19 protein-coding genes and 1 riboswitch are annotated in these 20,343 nt (G+C 40.7%); of the genes, 16 read left to right on the top strand and 3 right to left on the bottom strand.

Features of this window, described 5'->3' with window-relative positions; genetic code table 11:
• Positions 1-20 precede the first annotated feature (20 nt).
• The 4 genes from sufD to sufB are packed head-to-tail and all read left to right on the top strand — an operon-like array spanning position 21 to position 4,442.
• Complete coding sequence (gene sufD, locus FPQ10_RS08400; protein WP_144162939.1) at positions 21-1,328, top strand: Fe-S cluster assembly protein SufD; 1,308 nt, start codon at positions 21-23, stop codon at positions 1,326-1,328.
• Positions 1,328-2,554, top strand: a complete 1,227-nt coding sequence (locus tag FPQ10_RS08395; RefSeq protein ID WP_144162937.1) for a cysteine desulfurase — start codon at positions 1,328-1,330, stop codon at positions 2,552-2,554. The genes sufD and FPQ10_RS08395 overlap by 1 nt, the downstream gene beginning before the upstream one ends.
• Positions 2,544-2,993, top strand: coding sequence for a Fe-S cluster assembly sulfur transfer protein SufU (sufU, locus tag FPQ10_RS08390; protein ID WP_144162935.1), 450 nt, complete (start codon positions 2,544-2,546; stop codon positions 2,991-2,993). The genes FPQ10_RS08395 and sufU overlap by 11 nt, the downstream gene beginning before the upstream one ends.
• Positions 2,994-3,044: 51 nt before the next feature.
• Positions 3,045-4,442: a Fe-S cluster assembly protein SufB gene (gene sufB, locus FPQ10_RS08385; protein WP_144162933.1), complete on the top strand. Its 1,398-nt coding sequence runs from the start codon at positions 3,045-3,047 to the stop codon at positions 4,440-4,442.
• Positions 4,443-4,534: 92 nt separating this feature from the next.
• Here sufB and FPQ10_RS08380 read toward each other — a convergent pair whose 3' ends face one another.
• Positions 4,535-4,801 carry a hypothetical protein gene (locus tag FPQ10_RS08380; RefSeq protein WP_144162931.1) on the bottom strand — a complete coding sequence of 89 codons (267 nt, stop codon included), beginning with the start codon at positions 4,799-4,801 and terminating at the stop codon, positions 4,535-4,537.
• Positions 4,802-4,912: 111 nt separating this feature from the next.
• Entirely contained in the window at positions 4,913-5,218 is a 306-nt protein-coding gene (locus FPQ10_RS08375) for a DUF3219 family protein (protein ID WP_144162929.1), read from the bottom strand.
• Between the two features lie 189 nt (positions 5,219-5,407).
• Here FPQ10_RS08375 and FPQ10_RS08370 point away from each other — a divergent pair, with 189 nt between their 5' ends.
• The 6 genes from FPQ10_RS08370 to FPQ10_RS08345 all read left to right on the top strand — a co-directional run bounded on the left by FPQ10_RS08370 (position 5,408) and on the right by FPQ10_RS08345 (position 12,035).
• A complete protein-coding gene (locus FPQ10_RS08370; RefSeq protein ID WP_144162927.1) occupies positions 5,408-6,397 on the top strand; it encodes an LLM class flavin-dependent oxidoreductase in 990 nt (329 codons plus the stop codon).
• A 278-nt stretch (positions 6,398-6,675) separates the two neighbouring features.
• On the top strand, positions 6,676-7,902 hold the full coding sequence (gene hmpA, locus FPQ10_RS08365) for an NO-inducible flavohemoprotein (protein WP_144162925.1): 1,227 nt from the start codon (positions 6,676-6,678) through the stop codon (positions 7,900-7,902).
• Positions 7,903-8,247: 345 nt separating this feature from the next.
• Complete coding sequence (locus FPQ10_RS08360) at positions 8,248-9,066, top strand: sulfite exporter TauE/SafE family protein (RefSeq protein WP_144162923.1); 819 nt, start codon at positions 8,248-8,250, stop codon at positions 9,064-9,066.
• A 21-nt stretch (positions 9,067-9,087) separates the two neighbouring features.
• On the top strand, positions 9,088-10,455 hold the full coding sequence (locus FPQ10_RS08355) for a bifunctional metallophosphatase/5'-nucleotidase (RefSeq protein WP_144162921.1): 1,368 nt from the start codon (positions 9,088-9,090) through the stop codon (positions 10,453-10,455).
• Between the two features lie 99 nt (positions 10,456-10,554).
• Positions 10,555-10,863 carry a YunC family protein gene (locus FPQ10_RS08350; protein ID WP_144162919.1) on the top strand — a complete coding sequence of 103 codons (309 nt, stop codon included), beginning with the start codon at positions 10,555-10,557 and terminating at the stop codon, positions 10,861-10,863.
• Positions 10,864-10,928: 65 nt separating this feature from the next.
• Positions 10,929-12,035 carry an HD-GYP domain-containing protein gene (locus FPQ10_RS08345; RefSeq protein ID WP_144162917.1) on the top strand — a complete coding sequence of 369 codons (1,107 nt, stop codon included), beginning with the start codon at positions 10,929-10,931 and terminating at the stop codon, positions 12,033-12,035.
• Here the strand turns inward: FPQ10_RS08345 and FPQ10_RS13085 are convergent.
• A complete protein-coding gene (locus tag FPQ10_RS13085) occupies positions 12,021-12,323 on the bottom strand; it encodes a hypothetical protein (protein WP_186278616.1) in 303 nt (100 codons plus the stop codon). The two genes, FPQ10_RS08345 and FPQ10_RS13085, sit on opposite strands and share 15 nt — an antisense overlap.
• Positions 12,324-12,376: 53 nt before the next feature.
• Here FPQ10_RS13085 and yunB point away from each other — a divergent pair, with 53 nt between their 5' ends.
• The 6 genes from yunB (at position 12,377) to aceA (ending at position 20,214) form a co-directional block, all read left to right on the top strand.
• Positions 12,377-13,174 (top strand): sporulation protein YunB, encoded by a 798-nt coding sequence (yunB, locus tag FPQ10_RS08340; RefSeq protein WP_255439825.1) that lies wholly within the window; start codon positions 12,377-12,379, stop codon positions 13,172-13,174.
• Between the two features lie 62 nt (positions 13,175-13,236).
• A riboswitch (Lysine riboswitch) is annotated at positions 13,237-13,407 on the top strand.
• A gap of 164 nt (positions 13,408-13,571) precedes the next feature.
• Positions 13,572-15,125 carry a Na+/H+ antiporter NhaC family protein gene (locus tag FPQ10_RS08335; RefSeq protein WP_144162915.1) on the top strand — a complete coding sequence of 518 codons (1,554 nt, stop codon included), beginning with the start codon at positions 13,572-13,574 and terminating at the stop codon, positions 15,123-15,125.
• 244 nt (positions 15,126-15,369) lie between these two features.
• Positions 15,370-16,893 carry a sodium-dependent transporter gene (locus FPQ10_RS08330; RefSeq protein WP_144162913.1) on the top strand — a complete coding sequence of 508 codons (1,524 nt, stop codon included), beginning with the start codon at positions 15,370-15,372 and terminating at the stop codon, positions 16,891-16,893.
• A complete protein-coding gene (locus FPQ10_RS08325) occupies positions 16,893-16,997 on the top strand; it encodes a methionine/alanine import family NSS transporter small subunit (protein WP_144162911.1) in 105 nt (34 codons plus the stop codon). Before FPQ10_RS08330 ends, FPQ10_RS08325 begins: the two co-directional genes overlap by 1 nt.
• A gap of 379 nt (positions 16,998-17,376) precedes the next feature.
• Entirely contained in the window at positions 17,377-18,936 is a 1,560-nt protein-coding gene (aceB, locus tag FPQ10_RS08320; protein WP_144162909.1) for a malate synthase A, read from the top strand.
• 3 nt (positions 18,937-18,939) lie between these two features.
• Positions 18,940-20,214, top strand: a complete 1,275-nt coding sequence (aceA, locus tag FPQ10_RS08315) for an isocitrate lyase (protein ID WP_144162907.1) — start codon at positions 18,940-18,942, stop codon at positions 20,212-20,214.
• The last annotated feature ends 129 nt before the right edge of the window (positions 20,215-20,343 follow it).

The raw sequence follows: 20,343 nt of genomic DNA, 5'->3' as shown, positions 1-20,343 counted from the left end.
TAAAGATTGGAGGGTGAATAATGGCAGTAGATACAAAACTACCATACGATGAACAATATATTACTGAGTATTCTCAGAAACGGAACGAACCTGAGTGGTTTCGTGATATTCGTTTAGAAGCTTTACGTCAATCGGAAGATCTCCCAATGGCGAAAGCAAATAAGACACGGATCATTGATTGGAACTTCACGAATTTCAAACATGATGTAGCTGGTGAACCAATTCAGGACTTCGATACACTTCCTGAACAAGTTCGTGTTCTTTTAGGTGAAGAAGGAAGCGCACAAAACTTGATTATTGTCCGGAATAACGATGTAGCGTATGCAAACCTTTCACAAGAATTGAAAGATAAAGGCGTTATTTTTGAAGACATATTCACTGCAATGAACGAACATAGTGACCTTGTTCAAAAGTACTTCATGAAAGATGGCGTTGCGATCGATGAAAACAAAATGACTGCACGTCATGCGGCGCTAATGAACAGCGGTATATTCGTGTACGTTCCAAAAAACGTTGTTGTCGACGAACCAATCCAGGTTGTTTTTTGGCAAGAAGATGACGAAGCGGGCATGATCAATCATGTTTTATTAGTCGCTGAAGAAAATAGTGAAGTCACGTATCTTGAAAATTATTACTCAGCAAATGCGAATAAAGAATCTGTTGCAAACTTGGTCAGTGAAGTATTCGCTCACCAAAACGCAAAAGTTTCTTATGGTGCTGTCGATCACTTGGCAGAAGGGACAACGGCTTACGTTAACCGTCGTGGCGTTGCAGACCGTGATGCGAATATCGAATGGGCACTTGGTCAAATGAATGACGGAAATACGATTTCTGACAATACTACCCATCTAAAAGGTGACAATTCTTTCTGTAACGCAAAGTCCGTTTCTGTTGGTCGTGGAAAACAAAGACAGAACTTCACAGCGAAGATTGTAAACTGGGGTAAAGATTCTGATGGTTATATCCTTCAGCACGGTGTCATGAAGGATCGATCTACAGCTTACTTCGATGGAATTGGTCAAATTGAGCATGGAGCAACACGAGCGAATGCGGAACAAGAATCTCGCATTTTGATGTTGGATGAAGGTGCACGCGGTGATGCCAACCCAATCTTATTGATTGATGAAGATGACGTAACCGCAGGACACGCAGCTTCTGTCGGCCGTGTTGATCCAATGCAGTTATACTACATGATGAGTCGCGGGATCTCTAAAGAAAATGCAGAGCGTCTGATTATTCACGGATTCTTAGATCCAGTTGTTCGTGAAATTCCAATCAAAACTGTTCAAAAACAATTGAAAGAAGTTATTGAAGGGAAAGTATACTAATGAATATGGCAGAAGTTCGCAAGCAGTTTCCAATACTGGATCAGGAAGTTAATGGTCATCCATTAGTCTATCTCGATAGCGCTGCGACTTCCCAGAAGCCTCAAGTAGTTATCGATGCGATAGATGATTATTACCGTCGCAATAACTCGAACGTTCACCGTGGTGTTCATACACTGGGTTCACGTGCTACTGAAAGTTATGAAGGTGCACGCGACAAGGTGAGAGAGTTCATCAATGCATCATCCATCAAAGAAGTTGTTTTCGTTCGAGGCACAACGACCGCAATCAACATGGTTGCGTCTAGTTACGGCCGACAGAACTTGTCCGAAGGGGACGAAATTGTTCTGACGAAAATGGAGCATCATAGTAACATCATTCCGTGGCAGCAAGTAGCGAAGGAAACAGGCGCTAAGTTGAAGTATCTTCCACTTTATGAAGATGGAACGATTTCACTGGATGATGTACGTGAAACGGTAACCGATCGAACGAAGATTGTTGCTGTGACACATGTTTCTAACGTTTTAGGTACAATCAATCCTATTAAGGAAATTGCCGAAATTGCACATGAGCATGGGGCAGTCATCGCTGTTGACGGTGCACAAAGTGTTCCGCATATGAAAGTTGATGTGCAAGAATTGGATGTTGATTTTTATGCCTTCTCAGGTCATAAAATGATCGGTCCTACAGGAATTGGTGTACTCTACGGTAAGCAATCGTTGTTAGAGAACATGGAGCCGGTTGAATTCGGCGGTGAAATGATTGATTTCGTTCATTTGTATGAATCAACATGGAAAGAGCTGCCTTGGAAATTCGAAGGTGGCACACCAATTATTGCAGGAGCAGTCGGACTGGCCACGGCCATCGACTTCCTGAATGAAGTTGGTTTAGATGAAATTGAAAAACATGAACATGATGTTGTTCAATATGCAATGGAGAAAATGAATGAGATTGATGGAATGACAATCTACGGACCGGATGCACAGGAACGCGCAGGTCTTGTTACGTTCAACTTAGAAGGCGTCCATCCTCATGACTTGGCGACAGCGCTTGACTCACTCGGCATTGCAGTTCGAGCAGGTCACCATTGTGCACAGCCATTAATGCGTGAACTTGAAGTCGTTGCAACTGCAAGAGCGAGCTTTTACCTGTATAATGATAAGAAAGATGTAGATCATCTTGTCGAAGGACTAAAAAAAGCGAAGGAGTATTTCGGAGATGTCTTTTAACAATCTAGATACACTCTATCGACAAGTCATCATGGACCACTACAAAAATCCGCGAAATCGCGGTACAATAGAAGATGAAGGTTCGATTACCGTTGAGATGAACAATCCAACATGCGGAGATCGGATCGATTTACAGATGAAAGTAGAAGATGGAATCGTCCAAGACGCTAAGTTTGAAGGTGAAGGATGTTCCATCAGTATGGCATCTGCTTCTATGATGACGCAGACTGTAACAGGTAAACCAGTAGAGGACGCCCTCAAAATGTCAGAGATTTTCTCTGAAATGATGTTGGGCAAAGATATAGATGAAAAGGAATTTAATCTGGATGACATGGGTGATGTGCAATCCTTGCAAGGAGTAGCAAAATTCCCAGCCAGAATTAAATGTGCGACGCTCGCATGGAAAGCCATGGAGAAAGGCGTCGGTGACGAACAGTAATCAGGCAGTTACGCCTGGTTCACTGTTTAATCATTACAAGGAGGGTGAAGTATGGCTAAGAAAGCACCTGAAGTAGGCGATTACAAGTATGGTTTTAGTGACCGCGACGTATCGATTTTCCGTACTGAACGTGGTCTGACTGAAGAGGTAGTTCGTGAAATTTCTCGCCGTAAAGAAGAACCAGAGTGGATGCTTGAGTATCGTTTGAAAGCATATGAAATATTTCATAGTAAGCCAATGCCACAGTGGGGTGGAGACCTAGGCGAATTGGACTTTGATGAAATCACTTATTATGTGAAGCCATCTGAGCGTTCTGAGCGTTCTTGGGATGAAGTACCTGAAGAGATTAAACAAACATTCGATCGTCTGGGAATTCCAGAAGCTGAGCAGAAATATCTTGCAGGTGTTTCAGCGCAGTACGAATCGGAAGTTGTTTATCACAACATGGAAAAAGAGTTAGAGGAAATGGGTGTTATCTTTAAAGATACGGACTCTGCTCTACGTGAAAACGAAGACTTGTTCCGTGAGTATTTCGGTAAGTTGATTCCATCTGCCGATAACAAATTCTCAGCACTAAACTCTGCAGTTTGGTCTGGTGGCTCATTCATCTATGTACCGAAGAACACAAAAGTGGAAACACCACTTCAAGCTTACTTCCGTATTAACTCTGAAAATATGGGACAGTTTGAGCGTACGTTGATCATTGTAGATGAAGGCGCATCTGTACACTATGTTGAAGGTTGTACAGCACCTGTTTACACTTCCAGTTCACTTCACAGTGCGGTTGTTGAAATCTTTGTGAAAAAAGATGCGTATTGCCGTTATACAACGGTCCAAAACTGGGCGAACAACGTTTATAACTTGGTTACGAAAAGAGCAACAGCAGAAGCGAACGGTACAATGGAGTGGATTGATGGTAACTTAGGTTCTAAGTTGACAATGAAATACCCATCCATTCTGTTGAAAGGCGAAGGTGCTCGTGGTTTGACACTTTCCATCGCATTAGCTGGTAAAGGACAACACCAACACGCTGGTGCCAAAATGCATCACTTGGCTCCAAATACGTCTTCTACAATTGTTTCGAAATCCATTTCTAAACAAGGTGGTAAAGTAACGTATCTTGGATTGGTTCACTTCGGTAAGAAAGCTGACAACGCACGTTCGAACATTGAGTGTGACACGTTGATCATGGATAACGAATCCACATCTGATACGATTCCTTACAACGAAGTGTTGAACGAAAACATTTCCTTGGAACACGAAGCGAAAGTTTCTAAAGTATCAGAAGAGCAGCTCTTCTACTTGATGAGCCGTGGTTTGAGTGAAGAAGAAGCGACAGAAATGATCGTCATGGGCTTCATCGAGCCATTCACAAAAGAACTACCAATGGAATATGCAGTTGAAATGAACCGCTTGATCTCCTTCGAAATGGAAGGATCTATCGGTTAAGGCTATGATAAATCCCCCATCACCAAATTGTGTGATGGGGGATTGTTTAAATTACTGGAACGTGAAGAGGCTGGGATCACATTGAACTAGATTTAAATATTACGAGTGAGTAGGCACTGACTGATGTCAGTGCTTTTTTGTGCGTGAGAAAACGTTAATATTGAAGGCTTTTCAATTAACCCTGAAGCCGCGCGCAAAAACCCTGAAGTTTCACGAATTAACCCTGAAGGGCCGCGCATCAACCCTGAAGCTTCACGAATTAACCCTGAAGCTTCGTGAATTAACCCTGAAGGACCGCGCAATAACCCTGAAGCTGCGCGCATCAACCCTGAAGTTTCACGAATTAACCCTGAAGCCACGCGCATCAACCCTGAAGTTTCACGAATTAACCCTGAAGCCGCGCGCAATAATCCCGAAGTCGAGGAAATGTAACATTTATAGCACTAGAAAGGCATCCGCGAAGTGAAAGTTTAATCGCTTTTCTCGATCAACGTTAACGAATAGTCACCAACTTGGTTTTCTTTATATAAATTTGTAACGGATGTCGTGTATTTCTGAATGGTAGCAGGGAATCTTACGTTTAATGCAGGAACGTTTACGTCGAAGTCGTTTTTGTATAAAAAAGTAGCGACACGATGATAGTCTTCGCTCGTTACTTTGAAATCAACGTGTACTGTTTTTCGCTTTTTTCCCGATTGAGGATCGACCACTTCATCCGTATAAAGATTGGTTGCTTCTATTTTTAAATCATCATTTAATATAACTGTTTGTTTCATCGTTTAATCACCTCACTGATCTGTGGAAACATCTTATCATGTAAGCGTTCTTCCCCCCAAGTCAATTGCTTAGGTCATAATCTCTAAGCAGATTATTCTATATGCCGGTCAACGAGTGATAGAATAAGGTTTGTAATGATGAACATACTTACAATCTAAGACTGAAGTGTTCGTGAAAGGATGTTATATATGAAGTTAAGCGTTTTAGATCAAGCACCAATCACTAGCGGAAATACCGCTGTCGGTGCACTTGAAAAAGCGGAAGAGTTAGCTATTGTAGCTGATGAGTTAGGATATACGCGGATGTGGATGGCAGAGCACCACGGAACGAGAGCATTTGCGAGCTCTGCTCCAGAAGTGACTGCTGCACGATTAGCTGCAAAAACGAATCAAATTCGAATTGGGACAGGCGGCGTCATGATGATGCACTATTCACCATTAAAAATGGCCGAAGTATTTAAAACATTAAGCGCATTCTCGCCAGGACGAATTGATTTTGGTGTTGGACGTGCACCTGGTGGAGACCCTCAATCGATGTATGCATTAGCTGAAGGTCGTCAACCAAGAGTGGATAATATGTATGAAAAATTCGATCACACCTTGCAACTCATCAATGACGAACTGACTGAGGATAAATTGTATGCAATGATTGCAAGTCCACGAGGCGTTACATTACCTGAAGCATGGATGCTCGGTTCAAGCGGAAACAGTGCCCTTGAAACAGCAAGAAGAGGGGTAGGTTACTCGTTTGCACAATTTTTTAATGGACAGTTATCCAACGAAATTTTAAATATGTACCGAGAAAATTTCATTCCATCTCCTTTTATGGAAAAACCTGAAATCAATGTTGCCTATTTAGTGACAGCAGCAGAAACAAAAGAGGAAGCTGAGTATGAAGCAAAGCCACAAGATATCGCTCGATTGTGGTTGATGCAAGGGAAAATGGGGCAATTGCTAACACCTGAAGATGCCAAAGATTATCCGTTGTCTGAAATGGACCTAATGAAAATAGAAGAGAGCAGAAAACTGCACATTGTCGGTTCCGCAAAGGAAGTTGCTGAGAAATTACAAGTTGAGCAAGAACAATATGGATTTGATGAAGCGATGATTTGTAGTATTCAACATTCACAAGAGAAACGATTGCAAGTGTACCGTTTATTGGCAAAAGAGTTATTCTAACAATCGTTTATAAACAGGGTACCTATTCATCACACATGTTAAAAATTTATTCGATAATTTTTGTTGAAAAAACTGCGTACTAATTCTTATTGGATTTGTCTAATCAAGCATACGGTCATCTTTTCGAACGTTCACGCTGAATTAGACATTTTTCCCTCGTTTATTGAACAAAGCAAAGGGAAATCTACATTTATAAGTGGCCTTTTATCACTTGATACATGAATTGCATAAAACTCTGCAACATGTTCAATTTCAACTTAGAGAAGGAGAGGTTTAGCATGTTAGATGAAAAAACAATCAAGACAGTTAAAGAAACAGCTCCCGTATTGAAAGAACATAGTAATGAAATCGGTAAACGATTTTACCAGTTACTGTTTAAGAAAGTGGCCGATCTCTATAACCTTTTTAACCAAACGAACCAAAAACGAGGCATTCAGCAAGAAGCGCTTGCTTATTCGGTTTATGCGGCAGGTGAAAATATAGATCATCTCGAGGCGGTTGAGCCAGTCATTAGACGGGTAACAGAAAAGCATGTGGCAATAGGTGTAGAAGCTGAGCAGTATCCGGTTGTAGGAGAAACATTGTTGGAAGCTGTCAAAGATGTACTTGGCGAAACGGCATCCGATGATATATTGGACGCTTGGGGGAAAGCGTATAAATATATCGCCGATGAATTTATCCGGATTGAGAATGAACGATATGAAGAGTTGGAGAACATGCCGGGTGGCTGGAAAGGATTTCGGGATTTTGTCGTCGACAAGAAAGAAAGTGACTTGATTACATCATTTTACTTAAAACCAAAAGACGGCAAGCCGATTGCTACTTTCAAGCCGGGGCAGTATCTAACAATTAAAGCAGACATTCCAGGAGAAAAGTATACGCATATTCGTCATTATAGTTTATCAGACGCTCCGCGAAAAGATTACTATAGAATTAGTGTAAAAAAAGAAGAAAGTAGTGAGCAAAACCCTTCAGGAATCGTTTCAAACTATTTACACGAATCCGTTGAAGAGGGTGATGTATTATCTTTTTCCGCACCAGCAGGTGACTTTGTTGTCGAGCCATTAGACAAGCCGCTTGTATTAATTAGTGGTGGAGTCGGAATTACACCGATGATGAGCATGTTAAATACGTATACCGAAAAAGATAAAAATCGAAAAATTATTTTCATCCATTCAAGCCGCAATGGAAATATACAACCATTTAAAGAACAATTGACAAACCTTGCACAAAATAATAAGCAAGTTGATTATTATGTTTGTTATGACTCTCCAACTGACGAAGACCAAAGAGAGAAGCGATATAATAAAGAAGGTCATATTGATCTAGATTGGTTAGAGTCAATCTTACCAACGAATGATGCTGACTTTTACCTCTGTGGGCCAATGCCATTCTTAGAAGCGATGGTTGGTCAATTGAATCGTTGGAATGTACCTAAAGAGCAAGTGAAATATGAAGTGTTTAACCCTGTTGCGATTTTAGGTGCAGAAGAAGGTCAACAATAAAAAATATAAATATGGATGCCAGTCCCCTCTCATCTCGTACAGAAAATGAGAGGGGACTCTATATAATTGTTGTTCATTTTCTGAAGTTAATATGCTGACTTAAAAATGATTGATGTGTAAGAGTTCATGATGATCATCAGATACGTGGGTACGGTCTTTAACTACTTGACTGATGCTGGCTAGAGATTGAAGGCTTGGAAAAAATGTATATGAACCGTATTGATCTCCTCTAGTTACTTCACTATGAAACGCTCCTGATTAACGATATAATTAAAGTAGATGCAAAATAAACGACAGAATGAATGCCAACAAAGCGTTTAGCGTTTAAGAAGGGAATCTCGTTCGATGGTTTTTTTGATTATGTTCATGATAGGGGTCACCACTGCATTCATCGGAAGTATAGCCGGATTAGGTGGTGGTGTGATTTTCGTTCCCACCATGCTTTTCTTAGCACAAGTGAGCAGCGAATTTTCTTGGGCGACTCCCCAAAACATCGTAGGGATCTCTCTTGTCGTCATGGTTTTTACAGGATTATCTTCAGCATTGACCTTTATGAAACGAAAACGAGTGGATATCGTCAGTGGTTCACTGTTTTTGGCAGGGAATTTACCTGGTGCCTTGCTCGGTGTTTACTTAAATCAATATATTCAATCCGGTTTGTTTGAATTGTTATTAGGCTTTTTAATGTTAGTCATTGTTGGGCTTTTTTTCATTAAAAAGTATTTACCTCAACGTCAGTATGATGAAAATCATGAGAAAAAGACACATATTCATCGGAAGTTTTTAATCGCGGGTTATGAAGTGAAATACTCTTTCTCCGTAATATTAGGCATACTTGTCGGCTTTACTGTAGGAATGCTGTCTGGCTTATTTGGCATCGGCGGTGGATCATTGATGGTTCCGGCAATGATTTTATTATTTGGCATGCCGGCGCATATCGCAGCACCAACTTCCATGTTTATGATTTTCTTTTCGAGTTTACTATCATCTTCAGCTCATATTCTTTCTGGTCATATTGTATGGACGTATGCATTAGCAGCCATTCCAGGCTCGTATCTCGGTGGCGTATTGGGCGCGCGTGTCAATCAGCACTTAAGAAGCGAATCAATCGAATGGATTTTACGGATTATTATGACCATTGTAGGCATACGATTAATTATATAGCTGTATAGAAGGAGTAGCTTTATGAGAGAAAATATTCATTTGTACTTTACAAGTGACTTACATAGCCATTTTGAAAATTGGCCAAAGATTATCCATTCAATGAAGCATGAAATGAGCAAGCATGCAGATGAATTTCATCTCATTTTAGATAATGGTGATCACCTGGATCGATCGCATTTTTATACGGAAGCAACCCTGGGTGAAGCGAATATCCGATTGCTGAATGAAGCGGATTATCATGTGGTGACTCTCGGCAATAATGAAGGCATTACGTTACCTGAAGAGCAGTTATATCACTTATATGATGACGCCGACTTTTCAGTAACTTGTGCGAATATCGCACCGATTAATCAAGATAAACCTGATTGGTTAAAGCCTTATGAAGTCTTTGAAAGTGACCAGGGAACTAAAATAGGGGTGATCGGTTTAACGGCTCCTTTTCAATTGTTTTACGAACAACTTGGCTGGACGACTTATGAGCCAATCGAAATGTTAGAGCAATATATGCCGGAGTTAGAAGAGCGTTGTGACATCATCGTGCTACTTTCGCATTTAGGTGTTTATCAAGATGAGTTGATCGCGGAAAAATTTCCGATTGATGTGATTATCGGAGGCCATACGCATCACCTATTTAACCAAGGACAAGTTCATGATGGAACATTACTGAACGCAGTCGGTAAACATGGTTTTTATTTCGGTAAAGTTCATTTGGTTTACGACCATCAGAAGAAACAAGTCATACAAAGTGAAGGCACAGCTGTAGAAATTGGGGATGAGCAAGATCAAGAAACAAAGGCATTGATCGAAAATATTCATCAGGAAGCTGAGGAAGTATTGGGGAAAACAGTGGCTGTCTTAGATGAAAATTACCCTGCGAATTGGTATGAGGAAACAGAGCTGATGAATAACTTTGTTGATGAATTACAAACATGGACAAATGCTGATTGTGCCATGTTAAATGCCGGTGTTTTATTGCATGGATTCTCTGCTGGTGAAGTAACGAGGAAGGATATTCATAGTAGTTGTCCGCATCCGATGAATCCGTGCGTAATGGAAATGACCGGAAAGGAATTGTTGGAAACAGTAAGGATGTTTGAAGGAAAAGAATTTATCGAGTTTGAATTGAAGGGTCTAGGCTTCCGTGGCAAACGAATCGGTAAAATGATCTACTCTAATTTAACCGCTCAAGTCCACCCAAAGACAGACTTTGTCGAGAAAATTTGGTTGGATGAAGAAGAAGTTGAACCGAATCGAGCATACCAAGTTGCAACAGCAGACACCTTTTCATTTCCATCACTAGTACCGACAATTGCTTCCGTTAAAGAGAAACATTACTTTATGCCTGAATTCATACGTGATGTTTTGGAGAAAAGCGTGACGAAGCTGTAGCTGATTCATAAAAAAGATTTAAAAGTGCTGGCTCAAACAAATTGGGACTGGCACTTCTTTTTTTCCTTTTCATAGGGTAAAAAAGAGGAGGCTGGTTTTATGATTCATACAGAACCGATTTGGATTGAGGGTCACGGATTTACGTTTGTTCATGTCGAGTTACCGAAAACTAATCTATTAGTCATTTATAATGATTTTGGCTACATTATGTGCGGTGCCTTGGACGTCGACCTGCTAAACGATAAGCTAGGTGACAGAAACATTGTAGCTGGCCGTGCGGTCGGCGTAAGAAATCGCGACGAATTGTTGTATGCACCCCTACAGAAAGTAACGAATTATTCTATCGAAAAATTTGGCTGGTATGAGGGCATTATGGGGAAGCAGGCACTATTGGCTTTGACGAAATAAGGTTGTCAGCAGTTGCATAATAATTTATGATGAAATTAGTCGAATAATAGTGATGGGGATAATTTATGAAAACAGCAAAAATCCAAGACCTTAATGAAGGAGATATACTAGCTAGACCAATTACTGACTCATACGGAAGAGTTCTTTTGCAAAAAGGAGTTAAATTTACAAACCGGATCATCCAACGGTTGGCGGATTTTCAGTTTAAATACGTCTATGTTCAAGACGAACTGACAGAAGACATTTATCCTCAAGACCTGTTGGATGATCAAATTAGATTTGAAACAATCCATTATATTCGGGAGTCTTTTCGTGCGTTTAATGAACAGCCGACAAATCTAAAGAGAAATCAATACATATTGGAAAAGTCATTGAAAGAAGTTCAAAAAAAAGTTGGAGAAATCAATGAAATCATCCAAGACAACGAGGAAATTTTATCGATTATGTCGGATCTATTTTTGTATGACGACTATGTGTACATGCATTCATTAAATGTAACGGTATATTCGTTGGCACTTGCAAATGAGCTCAACTATCCGAAGCATAAAATCGAGCAAATCGGCATTGGCGCGCTATTACATGATCTAGGAAAAACACAAGTACCTAAATCCATCTTAAATAAACCTGGAAAATTGACGGATTTAGAATTTTCGATTATCAAAGAGCATACAATCTATGGCTATGATCTGCTTAAGCATGCGAATCTTCCGAATGAAGTAAAATACTGCGTCGTTCAGCACCATGAACGATTAAATGGAAGTGGTTATCCATATGGACTTGTCGGTCCCAATATTCATCCGTACGCACAAATTCTCGCGGTGACCGATGTGTTCGACGCTGTCACGACAAACAGAGTTTATCGACCCGGTTTGTTGCCACACGAAGGTTTGGAGATTTTGTATTCCGGAAGCGGCGAATTGTTTCTGCCAGAGTACGTCGATTTATTCCGGCGCAATATCTCTATTTATCCAAATGGCGCAGAAGTCGAATTGAGTAACGGAGCAAAAGGAATTATTTGTGAACAGAATAAACACCTACCAGACCGGCCAAAAGTGCGCATTTTAGAAAATGAAGAAGGAAAGCTACATAAAAGCCAAGTCTATGAAATTAATCTAGCAACAACTTTAGATGTCATGATTACTCAATGTAATGTAAGTTCATTTAATGGATGAAGACTCGCCCGGTGGCGAGTCTTTTCGTTTGGAGTGGGTTTTTTTAGGTTGATCAACAGTTGGAGAGCTTTTATCAGCAGTCAGTGCGCCTTTATCAACAGTTGGAGAGCTTTTATCAACAGTCAGTTCGCGTTTATCAACAGTGAGCTCGCGTTTATCGACAGTTGGAGAGATTTTATCAGCAGTCAGTGTGCGTTTATCGACAGTTGGAACGGCTTTATCAACAGTGAGCGCACGTTTATCGACAGTCAACCCCTCTTCATCGACAGTCAGCGCACCTAAATCCATAAGTCATGTCCGCTTACTCTGATGCATAAACTTCAGTGTAAGGGGGTTTTCGTGTGCGCAGACGACCGAATAAGCTAATTTGGAAGAAAAGAAAGCCCAAAAGTTTAGGCCAGATCCTATCGATGACTTTTGTTGTGTTTATTTGTTCGCTTATTCTGTCTGTCTGGGTGATTGATAAAGGAATTGAACCGACTTTAATTGATATCGCTGAAAAAAAAACAAGCCAGTTTGCACGAGAAGCCATCAATGAAGCGGTCAGTAAGCGAATTGTTGACGACCTTCAAGTAGAAGATTTGGTTCAAATTGAAACAGACAACGATGGTGAAATTGTGTCCGTCGGGTGGAATGCGGTTGTTGTAAACCGGGTTCTTCGAAATACGACGTTCCGTGTACAAAACTTCCTGAAGCGAATCGAACGGGGTGAGATTACTCCAGAGGACTCCTTGGATTTTGATATTGATGATGATGTAGTCATTCAAGAAGATACAGTGGAAGAGCATCGGGCGATTGTTCGAATTCCGATCGGGCAAGCAACAGGGAATACGTTGTTAGCGAATCTCGGTCCCCAAGTTCCTGTCCATTTCAGTGTAGTTGGTGATGTGCAATCAGACTTTCGCCGGAAAATAACGGAATACGGTATTAACAATGCGATGATTGAGTTGTCGATTAACATTCAAGCAAACGTGCAAATCGTTATTCCTTTTTCTACATCGACAACAGTTGTTGAGACAGACATACCCGTATATGTTGGTGTCATTCCAGGAAAAGTACCGAACTTTTATAGTTCAGGCAGTGATTCTTCATCCGACATTGATCTAGCCGTACCTCCCGAGGAATTTACAGGACAATAGAAGTATGCTATATTATCGGTACGAGTAAGAAATCAAAAAATTAAATAGAAAACAACCACCACTGATGGGGTAGAGGCGCAGTTAACAAAAGTAAGTTATGCGAGGGTGACACCGATGACCATAAACGAAAGGGTTAATTGCCGAAGTATGATTGCAGTCACGGCATTCATGCTGGAATGTACTTGAAGAAAGTGCATTCTCTCGTACCGAAATAACGGGGAGCTACAGATCGGGGAAATGGACCAAAAGTAATGGTAGATTTCTCTATCATTACTTTTTTTATTTGTGAAAAATAAAATGCCTAAAATATTTTCCACCAGAAGAAAATAGGCTAGTAGTAAGTCCAAGAAAAACTTAGAAAAGAATGAATTACATTACACAAAAAGGAGTGGGGTCAATGGAAGGTACGATTTATTCATTAATACCGCCGATTTTAATGATTATCCTTGTGTTGCTTACGCGCAAAGTGTTGCTTTCGTTAGGCGCAGGGATAGTTGTTGGGGCATTAATGATTGAGAGTTTTGATATTTTTGAAACCATTAAACGAATTTGGTTTACGTTCCAGGAATTATTTTATGCCGAAGGTGCCTGGGATCTGTGGAGTATCCAGCTAATTATCTTTTTATTATTTTTAGGCATGTTGATTGCATTCTTAACAGCATCTGGTGGAGCAAAGGCTTTTGGGGATTGGGCTATTCACAAAATTCGGACACGCGAAGGTTCACAGTACATGGCGGGTTTGTTGGGGATAGGCATTTTTATCGATGACTATTTCAACAGCTTGACGATTGGCCAAGTATCTCGTCCAGTTACCGATCGACATCGTGTTTCTCGTGCAAAGCTCGCTTACTTAATTGATTCAACATCAGCGCCCGTGACGGTTTTGTCTCCGATTTCGAGTTGGGGGGCTTATATCATCGGGATTATCGCAACGATTATTTCTACGAATGAGTTGACGAATTACCAGGCGTTTAATTCCTTTATTCAAATGGTACCGTATAACTTTTATGCGATTTCTGCAATTTTACTCGTATTTTTAGTTGCTTGGTTAAATTTAGATATCGGGCCGATGAAAAAACATGAAGATCGTGCCAAAGAAACAGGCCAATTGGTCGACCCAGATAATGATGATATACCTGGTGATTTACAATCAGAGATTTATGAAAATAACCTAGGAAAAGTCGGCCATTTAATGATCCCGATCGTCGTGTTGATTGTCGTGACACTATCTATGATGATTTATACAGGTATTCAAGCAAGTGGTGAAATGAGTTTGATTTCCATATTTGCGGCTACAGACGTTAATTTATCTTTAGTTGTTGGTGGGTTCATCGCGTTGCTCATCTCGATTATCTTTTATTTCACACAAGGCGGTGAAAAAACAAGTTTTGGGCGTGTAAGCATTGAAGGCATTAAAGCCATGCTGCCTGCCATTTATATCTTAGTGTTAGCTTGGATGATTGTTGCGATCATCGGAGCTATTGGGACAGATGAATACTTGGCAAGTTTAGTGGAAAAATCAAATATCGACATTGCTTACCTTCCATTCTTACTCTTTATCGTCAGTGGCTTTATGGCTTTTTCAACAGGAACTTCATGGGGAACATTTGGGATCATGCTACCGATTGCAGGTTCAATGGCCGTGACACTTGATCCAAGTTTATTCATACCAGCATTGGCATCAGTACTTGCTGGTTCAGTATTTGGCGACCACTGCTCACCGATTTCAGATACATCTGTCCTGTCATCAACCGGTGCAGGGGCCAACCATATCGATCACGTATTAACACAGATCCCATATGCCGTTTTAGCTGCAGTGGCTTCAAGCGTTGGATACCTATTATTTGCATGGACGGATTCCCTGCTCTTGTCGCTAATCGTTACGATTGCTACTTTAGTTCTATTAGCCTATTTGGCAAAACAATTATTCATGAAAAAAGATACAGCATAAATTTAGCTCAAAGCCGCTTTAATTACGGATAAAATCGTAATTAGAGCGGTTTTATTTATGTGGTAAAACTAGGAATTTTTTACCTATTAATTTAAATATTTCTTTTTATCAAAATACTTTGACAATAACTGATTACCCTATTATAATAAGCAAATAAGTAGTTGTGAGTATTCTGAACTTTTAAACATTATATGCTCGCAAACTACATAGAATTTTAGTATAAATATCGAAAGGGGAGAGAAACATGAACGAACGTTCACAGTGGGGAACTAGGCTAGGATTCCTGCTTGCGGCGATGGGGTCGGCCATTGGTTTAGGTAACATCTGGCGTTTCCCCGCAGTCGCTTATGAAAATGGTGGGGGAGCATTTTTTATTCCGTACTTATTTGCTTTATTAACTGCAGGTATACCGCTTCTCATCATGGAATATACAATCGGGCATAAGTATCGTGGATCTGCACCGCGATCCTTAAGTGGAATCAGCAAAGGTTTCGAATGGATTGGTTGGTGGCAAGTGCTAATTTCTTTTGTCATTTCAACCTTTTACGCGGTCATTATCGCGTGGGCAGTCATGTTTGCTTACTTTTCATTCGGACAACAATGGGGAGACGATACGAGTGGATTCTTAACTGGTAACTTCCTAGAAATGACGGATCCAGGGAAATTCGGAAGTATTGTTCCATCCGTCTTCATCCCATTAATCTTTATCTGGGTAGTCGTTCTAGGTGTCTTGGTCCGTGGTGTCAGAAGAGGGATTGAGGTTGCAAACAAAATCTTTATTCCGACATTGGCTGTCTTGTTCTTATTGATCGTTATTCGAGCGGTTACATTAGACGGAGCATTAGATGGTTTGAATGCGTTCTTCCAGCCGAATTGGGATCAAATCATGAGCGGTCAAGTCTGGGTCGCGGCATATGGACAGATTTTCTTTAGTTTATCCATTGGTTTTGCGATCATGATTACGTATTCTTCTTACTTGGGAAGAAAGTCAGACATTACTAATAATGCGTTTATTACAGGGTTTGCGAACTCTTCATTTGAACTGCTTGCAGGAATCGGAGTTTTCGCAGCACTTGGATTTATGGCGATGGCAACAGGTCAAAACATCACTGATGAAGGATTTGTACAAGGCGGAATTATGTTGGCGTTTGCCGTCTTCCCGGAGATCATTAACCAAATGCCATTCTTACCAGGTGTATTCGGTTTCTTGTTCTTCGCGTCACTCGTCTTGGCAGGTCTATCATCGTTGATTTCAATTTCAGAAACGTATATCGCTGCTGTTTCTGAGAAATTTAATATTTCTCGTACGAAATCAGTATTATTTGGTGGAGGTCTTGCCGCAATAATTTCCATTGCTTATGCCACGCAAGGTGGGCTTGTATTGCTCGATACCGTCGACCACTTTATTAATAACTATGGTGTAGCATTGGCGGGTCTGTTTGAAGTTGTCGCAGTCGCTTGGTTTGCGAAAGGATTGAGAGATCTACAATCCCATGCAAACTCGGTATCTGACATTCCATTGGCTGCATGGTGGAGAGTATCGCTGGGTGTCATCACACCAGTTGTTTTAGGATATATGATGCTTCAAAACATCAAATCAGAAATCTCAGCAGCATATGAAGGTTATCCGTTAGACTTCCTGTTTAACTTCGGTTGGGTAGTTGCGATTGGTGTCATGATGGCTGGTGCCTTATTCGCAACGAAAAAATGGCCAGCTCAACAAGTAAACCAAGCTGCTGATGACGATGATGAGGAGGTGGCGAACTAATGTCTGCCGGAGCCGTTGTGATGATGATTTTAGGAATGGTTATTATTTGGGGAGGCTTAGCCTCAAGTATTGTTTATGCAAGGAAGAAAGCAAAGGAAAGCTAAATAAAATGATTTCATGAAAGAATCGGTTGCTGATGTTTCAAAAACATCAGTGACCGGTTTTTTTATTGGTTATCAGTCGTTGATCTATAAAGTTTTTAAAAATAATTGCAAAAATTTTGTGATTAAGGGTTGATTTTTAAAAAGATAATACATATACTGTTTTATAACAGCAGTAAATAATAATAGTTGTACTATAAAAGGAGGGTTCATAGTGAAACAGACTTCTTGCTGTGAATGCGGAAAAGTGATTGAGCATAACTGCCAGCATCTTGTATGTGAATATTGCTTATCAAAAAGAGCAGAGTAATTTTTTTGCTCAATCTGTACTAGTACAAATAATAAACAATAAAAATGTAGTATAACAATAGGGGTGTAAAGGATGTCTACGACTGACTTATCTCAACAGTACGACCAGGTTAAACAGGTGGAGAAAGAAATTTTGACGGAAGGTGCCGTTGATTTTCTTCACAAGCTACACAAAAACTTTAATGATAAACGAAAACATCTTTTGAAACAACGTGAAAAAGCGCAAGAGGCTTTAAATCAAGGAGCTACGCTACACTTTTTAGAAGAGACAAAACAAATTCGTGAGAGTGATTGGACGATTGCTGATATACCTGAAGACCTTCAGGATCGCCGGGTAGAAATTACTGGACCAGTCGACCGTAAAATGATTATCAATGCATTGAACTCAGGTGCAAAGACGTTTATGGCGGATTTCGAGGATTCTTCCAGTCCGACATGGAGCAACATGATCAACGGACAAAAAAATCTAAAGGATGCTATTCGCCGGGAAGTTGATTTCACGGCCGATAATGGAAAGTTTTATCAATTAAACGATAATCCTGCTGTACTAATCGTCCGCCCACGCGGATGGCACTTAGAAGAGACACACTTAACGGTAGAAAATGAGCCAATGTCAGGGAGCCTTGTTGATTTCGGTTTGTATTTTTATCACAATGCGAAGCAACTGATCGAGCAAGGTTCAGGCCCATATTTTTATTTGCCTAAATTGGAAAATCACCAAGAAGCAAGGCTTTGGAATGACGTTTTCGTATTCGCGCAAGATGAGCTTGGTGTTCCTCAAGGGACAATTAAAGCAACCGTTCTTATTGAAACGATTTCTGCAGCTTTTGAAATGGATGAAATTTTATTTGAGTTGAAAGAGCATTCAGCAGGATTGAATTGCGGACGCTGGGATTACATTTTTAGCTATATCAAAAAATTTCAGAATCACGAGCATGTACTCTTTCCGGACCGTAAATTGGTGACGATGGAAGTACCGTTTATGAGAGCGTATTCACTGTTGACAATCCAAACTTGCCATAAGCGGAATGCTCCGGCAATTGGAGGAATGGCAGCACAAATTCCTGTGAAAAATGATGAAGCGAAAAACAAAGAAGCTTATGAAAAAGTGCGCAACGATAAATTACGTGAAGTAAAAGATGGCCATGATGGCACATGGGTCGCGCATCCGGCGATGGTTCAGCTTGCAAAAGAAGTTTTTGATGAACACATGCCGACAAAAAATCAAATCGACCGTCAGTTAGACGATTTGCAAGTGACAGCGGAACAATTACTTGAAGTACCAGAAGGGCCGATTACCGAAGGGGGTCTTCGTGCGAATATCGAAATCGGCATTCAATATATTTCAGCTTGGCTCATAGGACGTGGAGCAGTTCCGTTAAACAACTTGATGGAAGATGCAGCAACTGCTGAAATTTCAAGGGCGCAAGTTTGGCAATGGATCAAGCATCCTGAAGGAAAGCTTGAAACGGGAGAGAAAGTGACGGTTGATTTAGTGAAAGATTTGTTGGATGACAATTTAGAGGCTGAGCATCCACAGGCGACAAAACTATTTTTAGATCTGATCGAACAAGATTCGTTTGAATCATTTTTAACATTACCAGCTTATCACGTATTAAAGGAAGGGGAATAAAAGATGAATAATAGAGTAGAACAGATGAAAAAAGACTGGGAAGAAAATATGCGTTGGGTCGGTGTTGAACGCCCCTATTCGGCTGAAGATGTCGATCGTTTAAAAGGTAGTTTACAAATTGAACAGACGTTAGCCAAAAGAGGATCCGAGAAGCTTTGGAAATTAATCAATGAAGAAAACTATGTAAATGCACTTGGTGCGTTAACGGGTAACCAAGCGGTTCAGCAAGTAAAAGCGGGATTGAAAGCTATTTATCTAAGTGGCTGGCAAGTGGCAGCTGATGCCAATATGGCCGGTCAAATGTATCCGGATCAAAGCTTATATCCGGTCAATAGCGTGCCGAATGTTGTGAAGCGGATTAACCAGGCATTGCAACGGGCAGATCAAATTCATTATTCGGAAGGTGACGACTCTATTGATTGGTTCGCACCGATTGTAGCGGATGCGGAAGCGGGTTTTGGTGGCCAATTGAATGTGTTTGAACTAACGAAATCAATGATCGAAGCAGGAGCATCTGCCGTTCACTTTGAAGATCAACTTTCATCTGAGAAAAAATGTGGTCATTTAGGCGGTAAAGTGTTATTGCCGACGCAGCAAGCCGTGAAAAATTTAGTTTCTGCTCGTTTGGCAGCAGACGTGTTGGATACGCCAACCGTCATCATTGCCCGAACAGATGCAAATGCGGCAGACTTAATTACGAGCGATGTCGATCCATACGATGCTCCGTTCTTGACGGGTGAACGTACAGTGGAAGGCTTCTACCGCACGAAATCCGGTTTGGACCAAGCGATTGCCCGTGGATTGGCTTATGCTCCGTATGCTGATTTAATTTGGTGTGAAACGTCTGAACCAAATCTGGAGGAAGCACAGCGTTTTGCAGATGCGATTCATGAAAAATATCCAAATAAATTGTTGGCTTATAACTGTTCACCTTCATTCAACTGGAAGAAAAAATTATCGGATGAAGAGATTGCGAATTTCCAAAAAGAACTCGGAAAAATGGGCTACAAATTCCAATTCGTCACATTAGCTGGATTCCATGCATTGAACCACAGCATGTTTGAATTAGCTCGTAAGTATAAAGACGAAGGAATGAAGGCTTACTCTGAGTTACAGCAAGCTGAATTTTTCAGTGAAGAGTTCGGTTACTCCGCGACCCGACACCAACGAGAAGTTGGAACAGGCTATTTCGACGAAGTATCCCAAGTCATTTCTGGAGGCACTTCATCGACAACAGCTCTTGCAGGATCAACCGAAGCAGAGCAATTTAAAAATTAACAGGTATAGAAAACCGCTCCGAGTTGGAGCGGTTTTTTGAGTGCTACCCTTGTAATCGAGGGTAGCGCACAATTTTCTTTCGCTACCGTTGAATAGGAGGCTTCTAATCGAGGGTAGGGCATAATTTTT

This window comes from Allobacillus sp. SKP2-8 (assembly GCF_007559355.1).
Lineage (GTDB): Bacteria > Bacillota > Bacilli > Bacillales > Alkalibacillaceae > Allobacillus > Allobacillus halotolerans.
This window is presented reverse-complemented; position numbering and strand designations above follow the sequence as displayed.

What these genes read in the sequence shown, in the direction of transcription:
- hmpA (WP_144162925.1), top strand. Translation starts at nt 6,676, where the DNA reads ATGTTAGATGAAAAAACAATCAAGACAGTTAAAGAAACAGCTCCCGTA.
- FPQ10_RS08325 (WP_144162911.1), top strand. Translation starts at nt 16,893, where the DNA reads ATGTCTGCCGGAGCCGTTGTGATGATGATTTTAGGAATGGTTATTATT.
- FPQ10_RS08335 (WP_144162915.1), top strand. Translation starts at nt 13,572, where the DNA reads ATGGAAGGTACGATTTATTCATTAATACCGCCGATTTTAATGATTATC.
- FPQ10_RS08345 (WP_144162917.1), top strand. Translation starts at nt 10,929, where the DNA reads ATGAAAACAGCAAAAATCCAAGACCTTAATGAAGGAGATATACTAGCT.
- aceB (WP_144162909.1), top strand. Translation starts at nt 17,377, where the DNA reads ATGTCTACGACTGACTTATCTCAACAGTACGACCAGGTTAAACAGGTG.
- FPQ10_RS08355 (WP_144162921.1), top strand. Translation starts at nt 9,088, where the DNA reads ATGAGAGAAAATATTCATTTGTACTTTACAAGTGACTTACATAGCCAT.
- sufB (WP_144162933.1), top strand. Translation starts at nt 3,045, where the DNA reads ATGGCTAAGAAAGCACCTGAAGTAGGCGATTACAAGTATGGTTTTAGT.
- FPQ10_RS08395 (WP_144162937.1), top strand. Translation starts at nt 1,328, where the DNA reads ATGAATATGGCAGAAGTTCGCAAGCAGTTTCCAATACTGGATCAGGAA.
- sufU (WP_144162935.1), top strand. Translation starts at nt 2,544, where the DNA reads ATGTCTTTTAACAATCTAGATACACTCTATCGACAAGTCATCATGGAC.
- FPQ10_RS13085 (WP_186278616.1), bottom strand. Translation starts at nt 12,323, where the DNA reads ATGGATTTAGGTGCGCTGACTGTCGATGAAGAGGGGTTGACTGTCGAT.
- FPQ10_RS08350 (WP_144162919.1), top strand. Translation starts at nt 10,555, where the DNA reads ATGATTCATACAGAACCGATTTGGATTGAGGGTCACGGATTTACGTTT.
- FPQ10_RS08375 (WP_144162929.1), bottom strand. Translation starts at nt 5,218, where the DNA reads ATGAAACAAACAGTTATATTAAATGATGATTTAAAAATAGAAGCAACC.
- sufD (WP_144162939.1), top strand. Translation starts at nt 21, where the DNA reads ATGGCAGTAGATACAAAACTACCATACGATGAACAATATATTACTGAG.
- FPQ10_RS08360 (WP_144162923.1), top strand. Translation starts at nt 8,248, where the DNA reads ATGGTTTTTTTGATTATGTTCATGATAGGGGTCACCACTGCATTCATC.
- aceA (WP_144162907.1), top strand. Translation starts at nt 18,940, where the DNA reads ATGAATAATAGAGTAGAACAGATGAAAAAAGACTGGGAAGAAAATATG.
- FPQ10_RS08330 (WP_144162913.1), top strand. Translation starts at nt 15,370, where the DNA reads ATGAACGAACGTTCACAGTGGGGAACTAGGCTAGGATTCCTGCTTGCG.
- FPQ10_RS08370 (WP_144162927.1), top strand. Translation starts at nt 5,408, where the DNA reads ATGAAGTTAAGCGTTTTAGATCAAGCACCAATCACTAGCGGAAATACC.